18 protein-coding genes are annotated in these 20,397 nt (G+C 62.4%); 4 read left to right on the top strand and 14 right to left on the bottom strand.

Translation table 11 applies throughout. From position 1 onward, the window contains the following. Positions 1-126: 126 nt before the first annotated feature. Positions 127-435, bottom strand: a complete 309-nt coding sequence (locus tag OKW45_RS37645; protein ID WP_184011341.1) for a putative quinol monooxygenase — start codon at positions 433-435, stop codon at positions 127-129. Between the two features lie 253 nt (positions 436-688). Here OKW45_RS37645 and OKW45_RS37640 point away from each other — a divergent pair, with 253 nt between their 5' ends. The 4 genes from OKW45_RS37640 to OKW45_RS37625 all read left to right on the top strand — a co-directional run bounded on the left by OKW45_RS37640 (position 689) and on the right by OKW45_RS37625 (position 7,549). Beyond that, a complete protein-coding gene (locus OKW45_RS37640; RefSeq protein ID WP_187632724.1) occupies positions 689-1,009 on the top strand; it encodes a DUF4148 domain-containing protein in 321 nt (106 codons plus the stop codon). Positions 1,010-1,718: 709 nt separating this feature from the next. Then, on the top strand, positions 1,719-4,910 hold the full coding sequence (locus OKW45_RS37635; protein ID WP_018422860.1) for an efflux RND transporter permease subunit: 3,192 nt from the start codon (positions 1,719-1,721) through the stop codon (positions 4,908-4,910). Further along, positions 4,900-6,087: an efflux RND transporter periplasmic adaptor subunit gene (locus OKW45_RS37630; RefSeq protein WP_429473784.1), complete on the top strand. Its 1,188-nt coding sequence runs from the start codon at positions 4,900-4,902 to the stop codon at positions 6,085-6,087. Before OKW45_RS37635 ends, OKW45_RS37630 begins: the two co-directional genes overlap by 11 nt. Then, a complete protein-coding gene (locus OKW45_RS37625; RefSeq protein ID WP_429473783.1) occupies positions 6,080-7,549 on the top strand; it encodes an efflux transporter outer membrane subunit in 1,470 nt (489 codons plus the stop codon). The genes OKW45_RS37630 and OKW45_RS37625 overlap by 8 nt, the downstream gene beginning before the upstream one ends. A gap of 130 nt (positions 7,550-7,679) precedes the next feature. On the opposite strand, the gene OKW45_RS37620 is transcribed toward OKW45_RS37625, so the two are convergent. The 13 genes from OKW45_RS37620 to OKW45_RS37560 all read right to left on the bottom strand — a co-directional run bounded on the left by OKW45_RS37620 (position 7,680) and on the right by OKW45_RS37560 (position 20,391). Next, positions 7,680-8,696: an aldo/keto reductase gene (locus tag OKW45_RS37620; protein ID WP_429473782.1), complete on the bottom strand. Its 1,017-nt coding sequence runs from the start codon at positions 8,694-8,696 to the stop codon at positions 7,680-7,682. 190 nt (positions 8,697-8,886) lie between these two features. Beyond that, positions 8,887-9,543: an LbetaH domain-containing protein gene (locus OKW45_RS37615; RefSeq protein WP_018422856.1), complete on the bottom strand. Its 657-nt coding sequence runs from the start codon at positions 9,541-9,543 to the stop codon at positions 8,887-8,889. A 114-nt stretch (positions 9,544-9,657) separates the two neighbouring features. After that, entirely contained in the window at positions 9,658-10,440 is a 783-nt protein-coding gene (gene phnE / locus OKW45_RS37610; RefSeq protein ID WP_429474040.1) for a phosphonate ABC transporter, permease protein PhnE, read from the bottom strand. 14 nt (positions 10,441-10,454) lie between these two features. Next, on the bottom strand, positions 10,455-11,138 hold the full coding sequence (locus OKW45_RS37605) for a phosphonate ABC transporter ATP-binding protein (RefSeq protein ID WP_239499177.1): 684 nt from the start codon (positions 11,136-11,138) through the stop codon (positions 10,455-10,457). A 173-nt stretch (positions 11,139-11,311) separates the two neighbouring features. Next, entirely contained in the window at positions 11,312-12,211 is a 900-nt protein-coding gene (locus OKW45_RS37600; RefSeq protein ID WP_429473781.1) for a phosphate/phosphite/phosphonate ABC transporter substrate-binding protein, read from the bottom strand. A gap of 65 nt (positions 12,212-12,276) precedes the next feature. Beyond that, positions 12,277-13,410, bottom strand: a complete 1,134-nt coding sequence (locus OKW45_RS37595) for an alpha-D-ribose 1-methylphosphonate 5-triphosphate diphosphatase (protein ID WP_429473780.1) — start codon at positions 13,408-13,410, stop codon at positions 12,277-12,279. 481 nt (positions 13,411-13,891) lie between these two features. Beyond that, the gene (locus tag OKW45_RS37590) at positions 13,892-14,842 is read right to left on the bottom strand and encodes an SMP-30/gluconolactonase/LRE family protein (protein ID WP_429473779.1); all 951 of its coding nucleotides are present in this window, start codon (positions 14,840-14,842) and stop codon (positions 13,892-13,894) included. Positions 14,843-14,879: 37 nt separating this feature from the next. Beyond that, positions 14,880-15,758, bottom strand: a complete 879-nt coding sequence (locus OKW45_RS37585) for an SDR family NAD(P)-dependent oxidoreductase (protein WP_429473778.1) — start codon at positions 15,756-15,758, stop codon at positions 14,880-14,882. A gap of 86 nt (positions 15,759-15,844) precedes the next feature. Continuing rightward, positions 15,845-16,156 carry an NIPSNAP family protein gene (locus tag OKW45_RS37580; protein WP_026226227.1) on the bottom strand — a complete coding sequence of 104 codons (312 nt, stop codon included), beginning with the start codon at positions 16,154-16,156 and terminating at the stop codon, positions 15,845-15,847. Positions 16,157-16,200: 44 nt separating this feature from the next. Then, positions 16,201-16,650, bottom strand: a complete 450-nt coding sequence (locus OKW45_RS37575) for an SRPBCC family protein (RefSeq protein ID WP_429473777.1) — start codon at positions 16,648-16,650, stop codon at positions 16,201-16,203. 9 nt (positions 16,651-16,659) lie between these two features. Next, entirely contained in the window at positions 16,660-17,541 is an 882-nt protein-coding gene (locus OKW45_RS37570) for an NAD(P)-dependent oxidoreductase (RefSeq protein WP_429473776.1), read from the bottom strand. Positions 17,542-17,555: 14 nt separating this feature from the next. Continuing rightward, positions 17,556-19,910, bottom strand: coding sequence for a xanthine dehydrogenase family protein molybdopterin-binding subunit (locus OKW45_RS37565; RefSeq protein ID WP_429473775.1), 2,355 nt, complete (start codon positions 19,908-19,910; stop codon positions 17,556-17,558). Continuing rightward, entirely contained in the window at positions 19,903-20,391 is a 489-nt protein-coding gene (locus tag OKW45_RS37560) for a (2Fe-2S)-binding protein (RefSeq protein ID WP_018422844.1), read from the bottom strand. Before OKW45_RS37560 ends, OKW45_RS37565 begins: the two co-directional genes overlap by 8 nt. Between the last annotated feature and the right edge of the window lie 6 nt (positions 20,392-20,397).

Raw genomic sequence — 20,397 nt, 5'->3', positions numbered from 1 at the left:
TGATGTCATCAGATGACGATTTATGTTTTCATAAAAGTATACACGCAGGCAGGGTGATTGGAAGTCGGCGTGGCGGCGCCCATATTGGCCTGCCCAGTCAATGGCGGACCGCCAGGAACGCTCTCTTTAGCAAGCCTGAAGCACGTTGATGACACGGCTCACGAGCAACGGGCGCGTATTGTGTCCATATTCGGCCATATGCGTTGAGGCCCCATGCGCCCTCAAAGCTTCAGCGCTCTGCCAGCGCTCGATGACAGCGAACGTATCTTTACCGAGCGGTGTCTGAAGCGTCCCAAACTCCGGTACGTCGATGACGGCCTCGTAGCTGATGCACCCCTCTTCGGCCAACACCGCTGGACGGTTCTGGTTGAAAAGTGCCAACACGGCCTCGCGTTGACCGGGCTGGGCAGTGATTGTGGCAATGACATGGATCATCTGGGTACTTCTCCTTTCTTGTTTCGGCGCCGATCGCCGCATGAAATCATAGCCGCGTTGACGTACGCTTGCCGACAGGTTCTCGCTCCTGCCTATTTGAACATGACAGCGGCGTAATGCAGAGGTCAGCCTCGCGTCACCCCATCTGCGGACAATACAGGTTACTCACCCTTGCGGCGGTGGCGCGGCGACACCCGAGGCTCCATTCATCGCGTGTGAAGCTGACTATATTTAACTTGACAGGTAATTCACCATGAAGACTCTGATCTATGCAGCGTTGGTTGCCAACGCACTCGTCGTCCCCGCGGTCTCTTTTGCACAGGACTCCACTGCCCCGCTGACGCGTGCCGAAGTGCGCGCCGACCTGGTGCAAATGGAACAGGCGGGGTATCGCCCGGGCCTCAAAGATCTGCACTATCCCACCGATGTTCAGGCTGCGGAGGCACGTATTCATGCGCAGGATGCCACGACGCCGAGCAGCACGGCAGTCGGCGGAGTGTCGATGAACGGCTCCTCACAGTCGGGTGCGCCGTCGACGACCACAGGGACTCACTCGATCTACTTTGGTCACTGATGGTCTCGATCTGCACTGAATCCGGCCCCGGGTCCGGGGCCGCATCGCGCGACTTGCGCAACGGCTGCCAGCGGTCGTTGGACGCACCTCGCTCGTCTGTTTTGTCACCGCCCTGGCGAAGCCCGATTTGAACCCCGCGTTGCCGCGGCTCAACGCTTTGAAGGCACGCTGTCAGCATTCCTCTTCACACCTTCATACGCATGTCATTCGTGAATTTTCGCTTGACTCTCCCGTTAAGGCGATCTTCACGGGAGGTAAGTGACGATCATTCTGAACGATACGCGTAATAACGCGAAGACCTCGTCTTCAGAATGAAGTCAACCCTTTGAATGCCGTCTGAAAGGAGGCACGAGAACCCTCGATGGCCTCTCAAACAATTGGTAATAAAAATCTCTAACGCCTTTAGTCTTCGCTGGAAATCACGCTAGTTCGCCTCCGTCCGAATCTTGCCGAGCATCACTCCATCCCGCATGGACAAGGTTTTCCCGATATGCGCAGATAGAAAGAAATTGACTCGCCTGGCATTCAAACGTTGCCGGGATGCTATTTCTCCGTCTGCAGGAATCCAGAGCGTTGTGTACATTCGCACTCTGGTTGCGTTTGGGAACACCCGACATAGGTCACAAAGCAATCATCCTCGTTGCGAACATCTTCCTGCGCCAGATCTCTGCAAGATGCTCTTGCGTTTCCCCCAAGCCCTGGAATTCTCATGCTCGGTCTAGTTCGTATCGCGCTCCGACGACCCTACACTTTCGTCGTCCTGGCAATCTTCATCCTCATCATCGGGCCACTGTCGGCGATGAAGACGCCCACCGACATTTTCCCCGATATCAGAATCCCGGTGATCAGCGTGGTGTGGCAATACACGGGGCTGCCGCCCGACCAGATGGTCGGCCGGATCACATCGCCGTTCGAACGCACGCTGACTACCACCGTGAACGATGTCGAACACATCGAGGCGGAATCGGTCGCTGGTTTCGGGATCATCAAGATCTTCTTCCAGCCGGGCGTGAATATCAGCACGGCGAACGCGCAAGTGACCGCGGTCGCGCAAACTCAGTTGCGGCAGTTGCCCGCGGGCACTACGCCACCGCTGATCCTCAATTACAACGCGTCGACCGTGCCAATCATCCAGTTGGCGCTATCGGGCAAGGGGCTGTCCGAGCAGAGGCTGGGCGACCTCGGTCTGAATGCGGTGCGTCCCATGCTCACGACTGTCGCCGGTGCGTCGGTTCCCTACCCGTTCGGCGGCAAGACGCGCCAGGTGCAAATCGACATTGATCCTGCGGCACTGCAGGCGCGCGGTTTGTCCGCGCAGGACGTCGCCAATGCGCTGGCGGGTCAGAATCTGATCACGCCGGTCGGCACGGAAAAGATCGGCGACTACGAATACACGCTGCAACTCAACAATGCGCCCTCGGAAATCAAGGCCCTGGGCGATCTACCGGTCAAGGCCGTCAATGGCACGACGGTCACTATTCGTGATATTGCGAATGTTCGCGACGGCAGTCCGCCGCAAACCAATATCGTCCATGTGAACGGCCGGCGCTCGGTGCTGATGTCGGTACTCAAGAACGGCTCGGTTTCGACGCTCGGGATCATCTCCGGCATCAAGCAGCAAATCGCCAACGGGAAAGCGTCGTGGCCCGATAACCTGAATGTCGAACCGATCGGCGACCAGTCGATCTTCGTGCGCGCAGCCATCACCGGTGTGGCACGTGAAGGCGTGATCGCGGCCGTGCTCACCAGCCTGATGATTCTGCTGTTCCTCGGCAGCTGGCGTTCGACGATCATCATCGCAACCTCGATCCCACTGGCCATTCTCGGCTCGATCGCCACGCTCTCCGCACTAGGCGAAACCTTGAACATCATGACGCTCGGCGGTCTTGCGTTAGCGGTGGGGATTCTTGTCGACGATGCGACCGTGACGATCGAGAACATCAACTGGCACCTCGAGCACGGCAAGGAGGTGGAGACCGCTATCCTCGATGGCGCCGCGCAGATCGTCACACCCGCGTTCGTTTCCCTGCTGTGCATCTGCATCGTGTTCGTGCCGATGTTCTTCCTGAACGGCGTGGCGCGCTTCCTGTTCGTGCCGATGGCGGAGGCCGTCATTTTCGCGATGATCTCGTCGTTCATCCTCTCGAGAACCCTCGTGCCGACAATGGCCAAATACCTGCTGAAGCCGCATGCGCAGGATGGGCATGCCGATGAGGCGCGACGTCCAGGTCCGCTCGGACGCTTCCAGCGCGGCTTCGAAGCGCGCTTTGAAAAGGTGCGTGGCGCGTATCGCGGGTTACTCGAACTCGCGCTGAACCATCGGCGTCCGTTCGTCAGTTGCTTCCTCGGCTTCGTCGCGCTCTCGTTCGCCCTCGCGCCCTTGCTCGGCCGCGACTTCTTCCCGGCGGTCGATGCCGGGCAGATCCTGATGCATGTGCGCGCACCAGTCGGGGTTCGCGTCGAAAAGACCGCGCAGATATTCGCGAATGTCGAAGGCGCGATCCGCCAGATCATCCCGCCGTCCGACCTCGGCACGGTGGTCGACAATATGGGTCTGCCGGTCAGCGGCATCAATACCGCATACAACAACACCGGGACGGTCGGTTCGCAGGACGGCGACATCCAGATTGCGCTGAACGAAGGGCATCGTCCGACCGACGGGTATGTCCGCATGATGCGTGAAAGATTGCCGCGGGAATTCCCGGGGGTCACGTTCTCTTTCCCACCGGCGGACATCATCGGCCAGATCCTTAACTTCGGCTCGCCGGCGCCGATCGACCTGCAGATCCGCGGCAACAACCTGAACGCCAACTACGCGTATGCAGACCGTCTGCTGCGCGCGGTCCGCGACGTGCCCGGCGTGGTCGATGCACGGATCGCGCAGTCGCACGGCAACCCCACCTTCAACGTCGATGTCGACCGCACGCGTGCACAGTTGCTCGGCATCACCGAGCGCGATGTGACGAACAGCATGGTGGTGAATCTCGCAGGTTCGAGCCAGGTGGCGCCCACGTACTGGCTGAACAACGCGAACGGCGTGTCGTATCCGATCGTGATGCAAACGCCGCAATACAGTCTCGATTCACTGGCAGCATTGCAAAATCTGCCGATCACCGCCAGCGGCGGAGGCACCGCCCAGATCCTCGGCGGCCTGGCAACGGTCGAGCGCTCCACCAGCAACGAAGTCGTCAGCCAATACAACATCCAGCCCATGGTCGAGATCTTCGCGACCACCCAGGACCGCGATCTCGGCGCGGTGTCGGCCGATATCCAGCGCATCGTGCACCAGAACGCCAGCACGCTGCCGAAGGGCTCGAGCGTCGCGCTGCTGGGTCAGGTGCAGACGATGAACAGCGCCTTTGCCGGCATGTTGTTCGGCCTGCTTGGCGCAGTGGTGCTGATCTATCTGCTGATCGTCGTCAATTTCCAGTCGTGGGCCGATCCGTTCGTGATTGTGAGCGCATTGCCGGCGGCGTTGGCGGGCATCGTCTGGATGCTGTTCGCGACGCACACGACGCTCTCCGTACCCGCACTCACTGGCGCGATCATGTGCATGGGGGTGGCGACCGCCAATTCGATTCTGGTCGTCAGCTTCTGCCGCGAACGTCTTGCCGTCCATGGCGATCCGTTCAAGGCGGCGCTCGAAGCGGGCTTTACGCGCTTTCGCCCGGTGCTTATGACCGCGCTATCCATGATCATCGGCATGGCGCCGATGGCGCTCGCCCTCGGCGAAGGCGGTGAGCAAAACGCGCCGCTCGGCCGCGCCGTGATCGGCGGTTTGATGTTTGCCACCACGGCTTCGCTGTTCCTGGTCCCCGTCATCTTCTGTATCGTTCACGCGCGCCCCGGGCGCGCGGCGACCCCAGCACCCGTCCCGGGAGGTCCTGCCTATGTCGTCTGAATCCGCTTTTCCCACTAACACGCCATCGCGCCGTCCGCTTCGGGTTGCGGGCGTGATCGGCCTGCTGGTCGCCTTAGGCATCGTCGTTGGCGGTGTCGCGCTGCGAGCCGTCGACGCCCGCAAGCTGAAAACCTGGACGGAGGCTCAGGCCATACCGACAGTCAATCTGATCCAGCCCATGCGCGATCCCAACGGCCCTTCACTGCAACTGCCCGGCCGGCTCGAAGCGTTTACACGGGCGCCGATTTTCGCGCAGGTCAGCGGCTATCTGAAATCATGGAACGTCGATATTGGCGCGCCGGTCAAGGCGGGTCAGGTGCTCGCCGAAATCGAAACACCCGAGCTTGATCAGCAGCTCCTTCAGGCACGCGCCGATCTGCAGAGTGCGCAGGCGAATGCCGTCGTAGCGGGTACGACGGCGAAGCGCTGGGAGGCGCTAAGCGGCACCGATTCCGTGGCCCAGCAGGACGTCGACCAACGCATTGCCGATTACACCGCGAAGGAGGCGATCGTGGCGGCCGCGAAGGCCAACGTCGATCGCCTCGTTGCGACGAAGGCCTTTGCGCGGATCGTCGCGCCGTTCGACGGCGTGGTGACCGCGCGCGACACCGACGTTGGCGCGCTGGTGAACGCCGGTAGCGGCGGCGTCGGCCAGGAGCTGTTCGCGGTCTCCGAGGTCAAGCAGTTGCGTGTGTATGTTCAGGTACCGCAGAACTACGCACCGGCGATCCACGATGGCACAACCGCGACCTTGACCGTTCCCGAGTACGCCGACCAGCAGTTCAACGCGCGCGTGATTGCAGCGGCAGACTCCGTCAATTCGAGTTCGGGGACGACGCTCGTGCAGTTGCTGGTCGACAATGCCAACGGCAAGCTGCTGCCGGGCGGTTTCGCCAGCCTGAAATTCACGTTGCCCGCGTCCGCCGATTCACTTCGGGTGCCGGCTAGCGCGCTCGTGTTCGATAGCCGCGGCGTCGTGGTCGCCACGCTCGGTGCGAACGGTCGCGTACTGTTCAAGCAGGTGAAGATCGACCGCGATCTGGGCGACTCGGTGGAGATCGGCTCGGGACTCGCCGCCAGCGATCGCGTGATCGATACGCCGCCCGACGGACTCGCCGACGGCGACGGCGTGCAGGTTGCGCCGGCCACTGACAGGAAGGCGGCCGCACATGGTTAAGCCTGGACGGGTCGCGCTTTTAACGGGCGTCCTGGCGCTCTCCGCCTGCTCGCTCGCGCCGCAATATCAGGCGCCTTCGGTGCCGATAGCGGCGCAATACAAAACCGTTGGTCCCTGGACCGCCGCTCAGCCTGCCGACCGGATAGACCGTAACCGCTGGTGGAAAATATATGGCGACGCGCAACTCGACGATCTCGAAACGCGTCTGCTGGCCAACAACACCGATCTGCGCGCCGCGTACGCGCACTATGCGCAAGCGCAGGCTTTCGTCGCGCAGGTCGCGTCGGGACTGTATCCGACCATCAGCGCAAGCGCCGTGCCGCAGCGCGTTCGCCAGTCCGACAACCGGCCGTTGCGCGTGGGCGGCCCGAACGACTACAACTCCGTCACGCTCGGCGCCGAAGTCAATTACGACCTCGACCTGTGGGGCCGCGTGCGTGACTCCGTGGTGGCCGGCAAGGATGAGGCTCAGGCGACCAAAGCCGATCTGGCTTCGGTGAAACTGAGCCTGCAAGTGGCACTCGCGGATAATTACATCAGTTTGCGGGGGCTCGACCAGCAGACCGAGCTGCTGAACGAGACGGTCATGGCGTATGCGAAAGCGCTGCAACTCACGCAGACGCTGCATGACAGCGGCATCGTAGCGGGCCTCGACGTTTCGCGGGCTCAAACGCAATTGTCGTCGGCGAAGTCCCAGTTGTCGCAGAATCTCGCGCAACGAGCGCTCATCGAACACGCGATTGCCGTGCTGGTCGGCACTTCCGCGTCCGAATTCAGCCTGCCGCAGCAGACTGCCGCCATCGCGTTGCCGGCGATTCCGACCGGCCTGCCCTCGACGCTGCTGCAACGTCGCCCCGACGTCGCAGCAGCGGAGCGCCGGGTTGCCGAGGCCAACGCAAAGATTGGCGTCGCGCGCGCGGCCTATTTCCCGGACATCACGCTGAGCTTGCAGGGTGGTGTACAAAGCGCCGCCTATGCCGGACTGGTTAGCGCGCCCAATCTGTTCTGGGCGATTGGCCCGCAGCTCGTGCAATACGTTTTCGACGGCGGTTACCGTCGTGCGCAGCTCGACGCCGCGAAGGCGGCAACCGAGGAAGCCGGAGACCGCTACCGCAGCGTGGTTCTGTCGGCATTCCAGCAGGTCGAGGACAACCTTTCGCTGCTGTCGTATCTCGGCACCGCGCTTGGCGAGCAAAAGGATGCCGCGAATGCCGCGCAGTACTCGGTCGATCTGGCGTTGCGCCAATATCGCCAGGGCACTGTAGGTTACCTCGATGTCGTGCAGGCGCAGACCGTCGCACTCGAAGCACAACGCAGCGTGCTCGATATCCAGACACGCCAGCTAAGTGCCAACGTGCAACTGCTGCATGCACTGGGCGGTGGATGGTCGAGCGATGAACTCGCCCAAGTGGCTGCTACGCCGGCACTCGTCGCGACAACGATGGCGCACGGCGCAAATTGAAGGCCTGCACAGGGCGCAACCGGGAGGGTGACCCGGTTGCGCACGCTGTCGATAGCACGCGTAGCAGTCCGATGTGGCGGAACCTCTTCGGAATGCCGCGACTCTGGAAATTCTCCTGCGCGTGTCCGGCTTACGAACCGTGACGGGGAATTCGCCCAAAGAAAAGATGCTTGGGATCATTGAACCCGGGCGTCGAAGGGTGGCCCGTCGTGACGAGCGAGTCGACGAAGTCTTCGTCTTCGGCGCTCAGGCGATAGCTCAGGGCCGGTAGATAATCGTCCCATTGCGCCACGGTGCGTGGTCCGGCAATGGTCGAACTGATATAGCTACTGTTGAGCACCCACGCGAGGGCGAATTGCCCCGCCCTCAATCCACGCGCCTCTGCATGCTCGCGAACGCGCCGTGCCAGCTCCAACGACTCGGGCCGCCATTCGGCCTGCTGCAAGCGGCGGTCGCCGCGCCCTGCCCGCGTATCCGCCGCGGGCGTTACGCCCAATTCATACTTGCCGGTCAGCACGCCACGGGCGAGTGGGCTGTACGAAATCACGCCGAGGCCATAACGGTGCGCGGCTGTCAGCTGCTCGGCCTCGGCCTGCCGATTCGCGAGGTTGTAGAGCGGCTGACTGGCTACCGGGGCAGCGAGACCCAGTGCCTGGGCGGTATGACTGAATTCGGCGATCTTCCATGCGCGATGGTTCGACAGGCCGTAGTAGCGCAACTTGCCGGCCTGGATCAGATCATTTAGCGCGCGCACCGTTTCGTCGACCGGCGTGTCGTGATCTTCAGCGTGGAGGTAAAGCAGATCGATATAGTCCGTCTTCAGGCGCTTGAGGCTGGCCTCAACGGCTCGCACCATGTGTTTGCGCGACGCGCCGCGCGCATTGACGTCACCATCGCCGAATGGACTGGCAAATTTGGTCGCCAGCACCCAGCGATCGCGCCGGGCGGCGATGCAACGCCCGACGACACGCTCCGATTCACCGCCAGCGTAGACGTCGGCGGTATCGATCGAGTTGACGCCTTGTTCATGCGCCTGGTCGACGATGCGTGCCGCGGTTGCTTCGTCGGTCGGATCGCCGAACAGCATCGTCCCAAGCGTCAGCGTCGAAACCTTGAGACCGCAGCGGCCAAGTTGGCGAAATTCCATATGAGACTGTTCCGTTAATTTGAAGGATCTAACCTGGGAATTCCACGTGACACATCCATAGAGACGGGCACGTCGAGACCAGGTGATTGACGCGAGGACAGTTGGCACACTCGTCTGGTCAACGCACCATTAGGGACGTGCAAGGCTCCGCCCGTCGCGGAGAAACGGCCGCTTGGCCATTCATTCACTTTTACCCGTCGTACTTCTCCACGAACTCGGCCGCCGTGAGCCCACGAAAATCGGCCAATGCCGCGTCAATGCGCTCGGCGCTCCAGTCCCACCAGGCTATCCGCTGCATGCGCTCCGAGGTGCGCGCGTCGACGCGAAAACGCAGCACTCGCGCCGGCACGCCGACGACGATCGCGAACGGCGGTACGTCCTTGGTCACAACGGCTCCTGAGCCGACCGCGGCGCCAGTGCCGATCGTCACGCCGGGCATGATGATGGCATCGTGGCCGAGCCACACGTCGTGACCCACCTCGACTGGCTCCTGCGCCCGCCACTGGAAGATGTCAGCGTCGTCGTCGAGAGACAATCCGTACGATCGGGAGCGATAGGTAAAGTGATGGTGGGTCGCACGCCACGAAGGATGATTGGGCGGGTTGATGCGTACGCCGGTGGCGATATTGGCGAACTTGCCAATGAGTGCGTGGGCGATCTGATTGTCACCCATCGCATAGCCGTAGTCGCCGATGACCGATTCGGCGACATGGCTGCGCGGACCGAGATAGGTGTAACGGCCAAAGTCGCTGGCGCGAACTACCGCCGTTGGATGGATTTCCGGATGCTCCGACAGAACGCGACCGAGCGCCCACGGATCGACGCCGACGCCATGATTGATCAACATATCGATTCTCGTGCTTCAATGATGAGGAGAGCCTTGGGCCGCCGGCTGCGCACTTCCCATGACGATCGCGTCAGGGCATGAAGAGCGACGCCGACGCAGGTGAGCGGCCCGCGTTCAGGTGACACGGCTGCGCAGGTAAGCGGAGACGCGTTCGGCACAGACGACCAGGACGAAGGTGGCGATCAACAGGAACGACACCGTCTGGTACTGGAACAGGTTCATTGCGGTCAGCAACTGGAAGCCGATTCCGCCTGCTCCGACAAAGCCGAGCACGAGCGACGAGCGCAGGTTTTCGTCGAAGCGGAACAGCCCAATGCCGAGCAGCGAGGGCAACACGCCCGGCACGACAGCATGGCTTAACACCTGGAGGCGCCCTGCACCGGTCAGCGTCAACGCTTCGACGGGGCCCATATCCATGTCTTCGATTACTTCCGCGAACAGCCGCCCAAGCATGCCGACCGAATGGACCGCAAGCGCAAGTGCGCCCGGAAACGGCCCCAGCCCGACCGCCGTGACGAACAACAGTGCCCAGACCAGATCGGGCACTGCCCGGGTGACGCCGATCAGCGCGCGCGCGGCGTAGTACAGGGGCAGCGCCGGTGTGACATTCGCGGCCGCCAGAATCGACAGCGGAAAGGCGAGCAGCACCCCGAACACCGTGCCGAAAATCGCCAGGTCAATCGTTTCGAGAACCGGCCACAAGTTCGGGACGAACTGATCGAACGCCGGCGGCACGGCGCGCGAAATAATGTCGACCATACCGTGGGCACCGGTAACCAGATCCTGCGGACGGGCCTGGACGACGATCCACGCCTGCACAAACAGCGCGAACAGCACGACGGCGGCACACACCGACCAGATGGTCCGGCCACCCGACGAGCCCGTCGATGCGCGCATTTCAAGAACCTTGCTCATGACGCCTCGGCCAAATAAAGGCTCGCGATCTGTTGACGGGAGACGGCCGACGCCGTCCGATCGAATTCAAGCAGGCCGCCGCGCAGACCGATCAGTCGGTCGGCATATCGCGTCGCCAGTTCGGGCTGGTGCAGTACGCACACCACCGCGAGACCGTCGTCGTCGGCGAGGCGGCGCAGCAGCCGCATGACTTCGTCAGCCGCTTCGGGGTCCAGACTGGCGACCGGCTCGTCGGCGAGCAAGACGTGAGGACGTTGGGCCAGCGCACGGGCCACCGCCACGCGCTGCGCCTGTCCGCCCGAAAGCGTGCCGGCGCGCTGGCGCGCCAGATGCAGCAAGCCGACCTCGTCCAGATAGGACAGCGCCGGGTCGATCTCCTCGCGAGGTACCCGACCCAGCGCGGTTGCCAGCGTCCGGTGTCGGCCGAGCGCGCCGCAGCAGACGTTCGCCAGCACGCTGCGCCGCTTCACGAGATTGGCGTTCTGCGAGATCAACGCAAGCGGCAGACGCGCCTCACGCAAAGCTTTGCCGGACAGTGCGGCGAGATCGCGCCCAGCCACCTCGACCGACCCGGCGGTCGGCCGATTCAGTCCGACCACGCACTTCATGAAGGTCGACTTGCCGCTGCCATTGCTGCCCAGCACCACGACCAGCTCACCGGCGCGGACCGACACATTCATGCCGCGCAGCGCAGTGTGGCCATTTGCGTAACGCATCGTCAGATCACGGACAGCCAGTTTTACGCCGGGCCCACGCGTCGTATGGAGTGCTGTTCCGGGTAGGCTCGACGCGCCGGCTGAAAACCGGCTCGCCGAATCTATCGGGACGCCACCCGAGGTGCTGGACAGAGTGCTCACAGTTTTGCCAGGTCGATGTGAAGAGTCGAAACCAGATCGCGGATCTGGTTATAAGCGGCGTCCGTTTGCGGCACCGTCTTCAGCTCCGGGTTCTGGTTCGATGCCAGGAACTTCTGATCGGCTTCCGGCAATTGGCGTAGATCGAGCGAACTCAGCACACTGGCCAGACGGGCCTTGAAATCCGCCGGCAAGTCGCCGCGCACGGCCAGCGGGTCGAGCGGAATCGGTTCCGATTTCCACAGCGTCACGTAAGCCGCAGGATCGAATTCGTTGTGTAGCTTGGCGCTGGCGATTTCTTCGCTGTTCAGCTCCCCCGCTTCGACCTTGTGGTTGCGCAGCGCCTCGAACGACGCCGTATGGCTACCCGCGTAGACCGCTTTTACGCCCTTGTCCGGATCGATGCCGTTCTTGCTCAGACCGAAAGCGGGAAACAGATGGCCGGACGTCGACGCCGGATCGGCGTAAGCGAACGAGCGACCCTTGGTGTCGCCCAGCGTCTTGATGCCCGAGCCGGGCCACGTGACGATGGAGGCGTAGTAAGTGGCCGGCTTGCCCTGCTCGCCGGCGAACGTGGCGACGGCTTCAGCGTGCGCGACCTGGTGCGCGAGCACGTAGCCGAGGGGACCGAATTCGCCGAATTCGAGCTTGTTGTTGCGCATTGCCTCGATCTCGGCGTTATAGCTGGTCGCGACGTAGAGTTGCACCGTGCAGCCGAGCTTGTCGCCGATCATCTTGGCGAGATCCGTATAGACCGGCAGCATGCGCTGAGCCGATTCGTAAGGTTCGACACCAAAGCGAACTACGCCATCGTTCGGACACGTACCCGCTGCATGTGCGGTAACGGAGACAAAACTCACGGCCAGAGCTGCTGCAGATAAAAATTTGGAGACCTTCATATTTTCCTCAATTTATGTTTCATACAGACCAGGCGACTCAACAACGGATTGCTTTGTTCCGGGCATCAGACAATGCGCTCGCCTGCCCGATATGTCGCGCGAGGCACAGGCAGCGCATCGTGCATCCGCACGCGCACAAAGTCGGCACGCAAACCGGGGGCGATGGCGCCGCGGTCGTCCAACCCCACTGCGCGCGCGGGTTCCGCGGATACCGTTGCCATCGCGCGCGGCAGCGTCCAGCCGGCCTTGCCGACCAGTTCGAAGGCGGCGGTCAACAGGCTCGAGGGCACGTAGTCCGATGACAGGATGTCGAGCAGTCCGGCTTGCGCAAGTTCGATTGCCGAGACGTTGCCCGAGTGCGATCCGCCTCTTACGACGTTGGGCGCGCCCATAATCGTTGCGATGCCGTGTTCGCGTGCGGCTTGCGCGGCGATGCGGGTGGTTGGGAATTCCGCCAGGACGATGCCTTCGGCCGCTGCCTGTTCAACATGCTCGATTACGGTGTCGTCGTGGCTCGCCACCGGCACGCCGAGCTCCATGCAGCGCGCGACGATCTCGCGACGGTGCCGGTCGGCGAAACGTTCCTGTCCGTCTGAAAGCTCAGCAATCACTGCGGCGAAGTGTTCGTCGGTCAATTTGCCGTGCCGTTCCTGCCAGCGACGCCATTGATCCCGATCGTGCCATTGGCGCTGGCCCGGCGTGTGATCCATCACCGAAGCGAGCCGCAGCAATGGATGCGTGCACAGCGAATCGAATACATTCACGACGTCGGGAGCGGCGATTTCGCAGCGCAGGTGGAGGAAATGCTCGGCACGCAGCAACTCGCACGCGGACAGGCGCGCGAGTGCCTCCACGCACTGCGTCTGAAGATCCCGGCTGTGCATGTCGACGTCCGAACGCGCGCCGATCCTTAGCGAATCGAATACGGTTGTGATGCCCGCCGCGGCCACCTGTGCGTCATGAATCACAAATGCCGCGTCGATATTCCATCTCACGCCCGGCCGCGGCGCCAGATGCTTCTCCAGATTGTCTGTGTGTAGTTCGACCAGGCCCGGCAACAGATAGTCACCGTTCCAGTCTTCGGCTTCGGCCGCCAACGTCGTGCCCCGTTCAAGGTCGACAATGACGCCGTTTTCAATCCGCAAGGTTCCCGTAAATTCCTCGTCCCGCGTGACGACGCGAGCGTTCCTGATCAGCATCGACATGCTCCGTACGTGTGTCCGCTTTAGCGTGCTGCTGTACGACGCAGCGTTAGTTGTGATTCGAAGCGATGAGTCGTGCTGTTGCGTTTGCGATCTCGGCGCTCGTGCTTAATGGGCGTTGCCTGCCGGCCCAGAAAGCGCTTGCTAGCGGCGTCTTCATCTAAACGTCTAGATGTTTAGGGAAAGAGCCAACCAGCCGATTCCGCGAGCACGACCGTAATGGGTTCATCACGGCCCGCGCTCTTCCATGCACGACTGCGAATTCATTTCACCCGACCGGAATGACAAGACCATGACAGCGACCGACAACAAACACCGAGCGTTTCAATCGAGCGCGGAGTAGACGTTGTAATGGGGCGGCAGATCGAACAGATTCTTGATTGACGAGGTGGTCACGGGCATCGCAAGTGGACGCCATTCGTCGTCGATGAGCATCGAGGGCAGTCGCAATACTGAAGCTGGCTGCCTCAGCACTGGCTCAGGTTGGGACGGCCGCCTTGGCATCCACGTAAAGCGCGTAGAGCGACTGGCCGGCGGCCATGAACAGGCGGTTGTGCGCCGCGCCGCCAAAGCACAGGTTCGCACAGCGTTCAGGCAGCGCGATGCGGCCGATGGCCTCGCCGTCCGGTGCGAACACCATCACACCGTTCAACGTCGGTCCTGTACCCCAGCCGGCCCACAGGTTGCCGTCAGTGTCGCAGCGGAAGCCATCCGGCGCGCCGTGCTCGCCGCCGTCGACAAAGATGCGGCCGTTGACGAGGCGTCGGCCATCCTCGACGTCGTACGCCCGGATTCGTCTTGGCGTGGATCCGGACTCGACAATGTAGAGGCGGCTTTCATCCGGCGAAAAACAAAGGCCGTTCGGATTGGCGATGTCGCCAACGACGATCTCTGCTTCGCCGGAGCGCGGGTCCAGGCGGTAGACCTGGGTTGGCAGTTCGGCCTCCCCCCTGACACCCCCGTAATCACTCAGAATTCCAAAGGTCGGGTCAGTGAACCAGATGCTGTCGTCGCTCTTGACGACGACGTCATTGGGCGAGTTGAGCCGCTTGCCGTCGAAACGGTCCATGAGAATGGTCAGGATGCCGTTGTACTCGGTGCGCGTCACCCGGCGGTTGCCATGCTCGCAGGTGATCAACCGCCCCTGGCGGTCACGCGTGTTGCCGTTGGCGAAACCCGACGGCCTGCGAAACACCGCAACCGCACCGGTTTCTTCATCCCATCGCATGATGCGGTTGTTCGGAATATCGCTCCATAGAAGGTAGCGGCCGTCGCCGAACCACACGGGCCCTTCACCAAAACGCATTCCAGTCGCAAGGCGCTCCACTGCGGCATTGGTAATGCGATATTTCAGAAAGCGCGGATCGAGGACCTCCACCGACGGATCGGGATAGGTTTCGCTCTGTCGCCACCTTGGAATCTCTACCATCTCCAATCTTCCACTTACGATTTGCGGGGCGGGCAAGTCAGTCGTTCTTCTGGATATACGCTGCGAACGCCTGCTCGTAGTCCGGATGCCAACGCGATAGCGCCGGGCGATTCTCTACAATGTCTCCCGCAGCCCAAAGGATGCGTCGCTCGTCGAGGGAGCGAGGTACATCGTTGTCGGGGCACAGAATGTAGAAATCGCCGGCACCCAGTCGCTCGATCATGAAATCGACAGTCTGCTCGGGCGTCCAGGCAGCGGCCGGTTTCTCGGTACGACCTTGAGCGGCAAGCTCCGTAAACACAAAGCCAGGGATCAGCAAATGCGCGCTGATCCGGCAGCCTGGCGTATTGCGCAACTCGTGCTGCAGTGCTTCGGTAAACGCCTTCAGGCCGGCCTTGGAGACGTTATAAGCCGGGTCGCCGGGCGGCGTCGTGATGCCCTGCTTCGAACCGGTGTTAATGACGAGGCCCGGGCGTCCGCGCGCGATCATCGCGGGCACGAAGGTCTGAGTGCCACGAATGACACCCCACAGGTTGACGTCGAGCACCCTATCCCAGTTAGCGGCCGCTCCGAACATGGCGCTACCCGGTTGAATCCCCGCATTGTTCATGAGGATATCCGTGCCGCCGAAGCGATCCCGAACGGCTGCTTCGAGCCGGACCAGGTCTTCGATGCGGCTGACGTCCGTCTCGACGGCCAGTACCTCCTTCGCGCCTTCAGCAGCCACGCTGGAAATCGCCTGCTTCGCGTGCGCCAGGCGGTCCTCACCCAGATCCGCAATGCACACGCGAAGCCCGAGCCGCGCGAACCGCTTCGCAGCAGCGAGTCCAATGCCGGCAGCGCCGCCTGTCACGACGGCGACGGCTCCGGGAGTGAAAGTAAAGTGTGTCATCAATAGTCCTTTCTGATTCGTCATAAAACGTCAGCCTGCCACCTCACAAGCAGACCGCCAAACGACGGGTACGTCGATAGGTCGCGCGGCCGGGAAATTCGTCACTCACCTCAGTCCATTGGGCAAAACGGCACTGGCGACAGAAACACCGATTCCTGATGGACGAGATACGGCAGGATGCGCGGCGTGAAAGCTTGCCAGCGTGGATCGGCTGCGAGTTTCGCGCGCTGCGCGGCCCGATGCGCGTAGTCTTCGTAGCCCCAGCAGAACACGATCGAGTTCAACGTGCCTGAGTCCTTCGTCCAGCAACCCTTGAGGCGGGCGTACTGACTGATGATGCCGAGCCCTTCGCGCTCGTAGATGTCCAGGAACTCGCCTGCCTTTCCTGCCGTTATCTGATACGTACGCATTTCTACCAGCATGATTCCCTCTGTGTCGATCGGTACTCTCTCACAGCACGGCGCCGTCAGACCGCGTGGCTTTCGACGTGCGCCTTCAGCGCGCTGAAGAACTCGTCGAGATTCTTGCTCGCGGCGGACTCGATCAGGCGCGAGCCCACGCTCATCAGCTTCCCGCCAATTTCGACGTCAGCGTCGTACACCAGTACGGTCGTATCGCCTTGCGCTTCAAGTTGCAGGCGCGCAGTGACTTTGGCAAAGCCCAGCGCACCCGCACTGCCCATACCGGCAATCGTATAGGTCCGGGGCGGATCGAGATCCGACAATTCGACGTTGCTTTTGAAGGTCGCCGACACCGGGCCGACGCGAATCTGCACGGTCGATTCGAAATGCAGGTCGTCGAGCCTCTTCAGCGCTTTGCAGCCGGGCAGACATGCTTCGAGTACGACGGGGTCGTTCAATGCACGCCATGCGGCTTCAGGGGGCACGGGCAGGATGGTTTGATCTGTCAGTTTCATCGCCGCCGCTCAGCGTTCGTAGAGTTTGAACAGCGCCTGCGTGCCGTTGCGCGCGTAACCCCGCTCGGCCATCTCGTGATACATCACGCGCACCAGTTCCAGACCCGGCAATTCACGTCCCATGCTTCCTGCTTCCTCGTGCGCAATCCGCATGTCCTTGATGAAGTGCTCGATGAAGAAACCGGGCGCAAAATCGCCCTTGGCAATGCGTGGCCCCAGGTTGTTCAGCTGGAATCCACCCGCCGCGCCCCCGCCAATCGCGCTCAATACGGTGTTGGCATCCAGGCCGGCGCTGTGCGCATAGGCGAGCCCTTCGCACACGCCCATCATCGTCGACGCAATGACGATCTGATTGCACAGCTTCGTGTGCTGACCCGCACCCGGGCCGCCTTGCAGGACGATGTTGGTGCCGAGGCAGCGCAACATCGGTTCCACGCGTGCGAGCACAGCGCTTGCGCCGCCGACCATGATCGACAGGCGCCCTTCACGCGCACCGATGTCGCCGCCCGATACCGGCGCATCCAGCATGTGCACCCCACGCTCAGCGGCGTGCGCGGCCAACTCTTCAGCCAGTTTTGGACTCGACGTCGTCATGTCGACCAGCACCGCATCGCGCCGCGCATGCGCGATCAGACCGCCGTCGCCCAGATAGAGTGCGCGGACGTCCTCGGGTGTGCCGACAATCGTGAACACGACGTCCGATACTTCGGCGAGCGCCCGCGGGGTCGCTTGCCAGCTCGCGCCGGCTTCGATGAGCGGCTCAGCCTTCGCACGCGTACGGTTATAGACGTGCAGCGGATAGCCGGCGGCGGCGAGCCGCGAGGCCATCGAGCAACCCATGATGCCAAGGCCGATAAAGCCAATCGCGGGTTTGCCTGCAGATTGATTCATGATGGTTGGTCCGTTCAGAGTTTGTCGCGCAGCAAGTCGCGCAATAGCATGGGAGTCAGTGGATGACGGTCGGCAACGACGCCAAATGGCGCAAGCGCATCGTTGACCGCGTTGGTCAATGCGCCGATCGCTCCCATCACCCCGCCTTCGGCCATCCCCTTGATGCCGGCCGCCGTCGACTTGCCAGGCGTATGCAGCGGGATGATCTCGAGGTTGGGCAATTCAGTTGAAGTGGCGATCAGGTAGTCGGCGAGTGAGCCGGTCACGTTCTGTCCTGAGTCGTCGTAACGCATATGCTCGAACAGCGCGCCCGACAGTCCCATCGCCACGGCGCCATGCTGCTGCCCTTCCACCACGGTGGGATTGAGCAGCGTGCCGCAGTCTTCCGCGACGACGTAACGCGCGATGCGGATTGCGCCGGTCAAGACGTCCACCTCGATCTCGCATCCATGAGCCGCATTCGAATAGGTCATGGCCGGAGGGTCGTAAGTCAGGTGAAATTCGAGGCCCGGCGTCAAACCTGGCGGCAACGCGGTGGGATCCAGATACGCACGGCGGGCGACGTCGGCAAGCGTCAAACCCGTGTCGATCCACTCGTCCGCGCGACGACGCTCGATTCGCGCGTCGATCAGGCGCAGCGACTGCTCGTCAGGCAAACCAAGGCAACCGGCGGCGATCGCGAGCACCTTGCGGCGTGCGTCGAGTGCGCACAGGTAAAGCGCGCCGCCGCCTGCCGTGCCGCTGCGGGCGCCACGACTGCCCATACCGTATGGCGCGATATCGGTGTGGCCCATATGAATGCGCACACTCGACGGCGGCACGCCCAGGCCCTCCGCCACCGCATTGGCCATCGCGCTTTCGTAGCCCTGGCCGCTGGGCCCGAGACCGACCGACGCGTTCACCACCCCGCCTGGTTCGATACGGATCCAGCTTGCTTCGTGCCCCGAACCGGGAATTCCCGCGGCCTTATAGAAGCGCGAACCATACGTGGTCGGTTCCACCACGTTGCACAGGCCAAGCCCCAGGTAATGGCCAGTTGCGCGCGCTGCCTGCTGGCGCTCGCGAAAGCCCGCGTAGTCGAGCGCCGACAGCAAGGCCTCGAACGTCTGGGTCGGCGTGATGTCGTCCAGACATTCTCCCGTAGCAGTGCGGTACGGCAGTTCTGCCGGACTCAACAGGTTGCGACGGCGTACCTCGACCGGGTCGAGTGCCAGTTCCCGCGCGATTGCATCCAGCGTGCCGTCCATCACCCAGCTGGTAATGGACATCGGCGCGCGCATCGGTGCATTGCCACATTTATGGCTGAGCACGACCTTCACATCGAACGCATAGTCCTGCAGCCGGTACGGTCCACTCAGGATCATCGCAACGACGCGCGCCAGATAGTTGGCAGGAAAGAAGCAATAGGCGCCAAAGTCTTCGCGGAGTTCGAGTTCGAGAGCGAGCAGCGTGCCGCGCTCATCGACCGCTGCGCGGGTGCGGCAGAAGTCCTCACGCGAATTGGCGGCGGCCGTCAGGTTCTCGAGGCGATCCTCACGCCAGCGCACGGGCCGCTTCAGATGGCGAGCCAGCGCAGCAACGGTCAACTCTTCGCGGTACAAGGCGATTTTCTGTCCGAACGCTCCGCCGACATCGGGCGAAATCACGGTCACCTGGGACTCGTCGAGCTTGAGGCGCTGCGCCAGTTGAGTGCGCAAAGGATGGGGCACCTGGGTTCCGATATGGAACGTCAGGTGGTCCCGTCCGGCGTCCCAGACCGCTGCACAGCCGCGGGTTTCGATCGGCACATGAGTCTGGCGCTGCTGCTGGAAGGTCGCCTCGACTATCCGGAAGGCCCGGCTGTTGGCGCGCTCAGGATCGCCATGCACGTAAGTCTGGTGCGAGACCAGGTTGCCCGGCACGGCCGGGTCGACTTGCGCGGCGTTGGGGTCCAGCGCCTGCCACATGTCTGTCACCACGGGCAGCGGCTCGAACTCGACGAGCACCTGCTCGGCGGCGTCTTCAGCGAGGTACCGATCCGTCGCGACGACGCAAGCGACCAGATCGCCCTGAAAACGCACTATGTCCACTGGCATCGTCGCAAATTCGACGGGCTTCAGTCCTTCGACGGGTGGTGCGACACGGAACGGTGTAGTCCACTGCGCGAGTTCCACGCCCGTGATGACGGATACGACGCCGGGCATCGCGGCGGCGCCGTGAATATCGATGGAGACGATCCGCGCATGCGCGTGCGGCGAGCGAACAAAGCACACGTGAAGGGCACCGGGTATCTCGATGTCGTCGAGATACCGTCCGTAGCCTGTCAGCAGCCGATAGTCTTCAGTGCGAGGCGTCGCTTTGTTGAGGTAACGAAACGTCTGCTCAGACATCGACCGTCTCCGCGCGCATCCGCTCGGCCGCGAGCAGGATCGCCCGCACGATGTTCTGATATCCGGTACAGCGGCACAGATTGCCCGATAGCACCTCGCGCACCTGGGCCTCGGATGGCCACGGGTTCTCGCGCAGGTACGCTTCAAATGTCATGACGATGCCGGGCGTGCAGAAGCCGCACTGCAGACCGTGGCACTCATGCAGCGCCTGCTGAAGCGGCGACAGACGACCGTCTTGCGCGACCGCCTCGATGGTCGTGATCTGCGCTTCATCCATTTGCACGGCGTAAGCCAGACATGAGCGTGCCGGGCGGCCATCGATCAACACGGTGCATGCGCCGCACACACCGTGCTCGCATCCGACATGCGTGCCCGTCAGCCGGCAATCTTCGCGCAGCACATCGGACAATAGCTTGCGAGGCTCGCAATGCACTTCATGGCGCGCACCGTTCACACTCAGATAAATTGCTGTCTTTTCCATGAACGG

Origin of the sequence: Paraburkholderia lebeckiae (assembly GCF_050436225.1) — a bacterium.
In the GTDB taxonomy this organism is placed as follows: Bacteria; Pseudomonadota; Gammaproteobacteria; order Burkholderiales; family Burkholderiaceae; genus Paraburkholderia; species Paraburkholderia tuberum.
The sequence above is the reverse complement of the archived record's forward strand: the minus strand, read 5'-3'. Positions and strand labels throughout refer to the sequence as shown.